This window comes from Pyrinomonadaceae bacterium (assembly GCA_036277115.1).
Lineage (GTDB): Bacteria > Acidobacteriota > Blastocatellia > Pyrinomonadales > Pyrinomonadaceae > UBA11740.
The window spans coordinates 1-1,283 of the sequence record DASUNM010000003.1; the positions used below are offsets into that span (position 1 = coordinate 1).

2 protein-coding genes are annotated in these 1,283 nt (G+C 33.5%); both read right to left on the reverse strand.

Features of this window, described 5'->3' with window-relative positions; all coding sequences use genetic code 11:
* The coding region (locus tag VFX97_01180) for a hypothetical protein (protein ID HEX5701812.1) at window positions 1–327 on the reverse strand (327 nt) is incomplete at its 3' end.
* A protein-coding gene (locus VFX97_01185) for an IS5 family transposase (protein HEX5701813.1) occupies window positions 302–1,175 on the reverse strand; the annotation gives its coding sequence in 2 pieces (ribosomal slippage) (window positions 302–814 and window positions 816–1,175; 873 coding nt in all). The genes VFX97_01185 and VFX97_01180, both read right to left, overlap by 26 nt.
* Between the last annotated feature and the right edge of the window lie 108 nt (window positions 1,176–1,283).

Consider the following 1,283-nt stretch of genomic DNA (forward strand, 5'->3'; position numbering starts at 1 on the left):
TTCTGAAGGAACTATGATATGAATTTCTCGTGGATATTTCATATTTGGGTCATCAATACAAGGAAACCAATACCTCGATTCTAATGCTTCGCCTTGGGTCCAAGCTTGAAAAGAAGATTGTTCTTTATCATTTGATATAAAGTGAAACCCGCTACGTGGTGAATTAATAGTTGGATTATTATTACCTTCTGTTATATAATATCCCGTAGAATATTTAATAGTCAAATCAATTTCCTTATCTTTTTCTTGAATTTTTTTAAATTGTATAATTAATTTGTCCTCTTTTTCTTTTATTAAGAGCCTATCCGAAAACCCCTCCTCTCTTATATGTTATCCAAGCAGAGGCAAAATGTAATATTGCCATATAATTATCTTCTTTCTTTTCCCATCTAATCAACAATCTTCTGAATCTGTTCATCCATGAATGTGTTCTTTCAACAACCCACCTTCTTGCTCTGTATTTTGGTATTATTCTTCTTCTCTTCTTCTTTTTGTTACCATTATTGTAATCTTCTCCTCTTTTGCAAATATGCATAGTATAACCATATTCTTCAAGTAACTCATATACCTCAGGATAATCATAACCCTTGTCAAGGCAGATATGTTGTTGTTGTAATTCTCTTGATGATGATGATGATGATGATGGTAATGGTCTATGTATCACCATACTCAGAAGAGTTGATCTTGTCATCTTCATATCATGTCTATTAGCACCATCTATTGTGATTCCAATAGGAATACCTTGACCCTCTACCAAGAGACTACGTTTGGTGCCAGATTTACTTCTGTCTGTAGGATTTGGTCCTGTACTTTTTTCCCCCAAGCGGTGCTTTGGTTATTGCACCATCCATTGACTGCCATTTCCAATTTATACCAATTTTTTTATCGTATAATTTTAAACCATCAATCCACATTTGTTTGAATACACCATCTTTTCTCCATTGTTGAAACCTGTCATGTACAGTACTAGGTGCACCAAGACTTCGTGGTAATGCTTTCCACTGACATCCAGTACGTGTTATATAGAATATAGCTGTCATGGCTTTTCTATCATCCATTCTAGGACGTCCACTTTTCTTCTTACATTTTTTCTTTGGTAAAAGAAGGATAATCCTGTTCCATAATGAATCTGGTATTTCATATGATGAATCAATTCCAGAAGTTATAGATATCAAATAAATGATCTGATAAAGTTTAAGATAATGGATACATTTAGCTTTGTCTAAAGATTCTGTTACACCATAACTAAAATACTACAAACTGTTTTTCGGATAGGCTCTTAG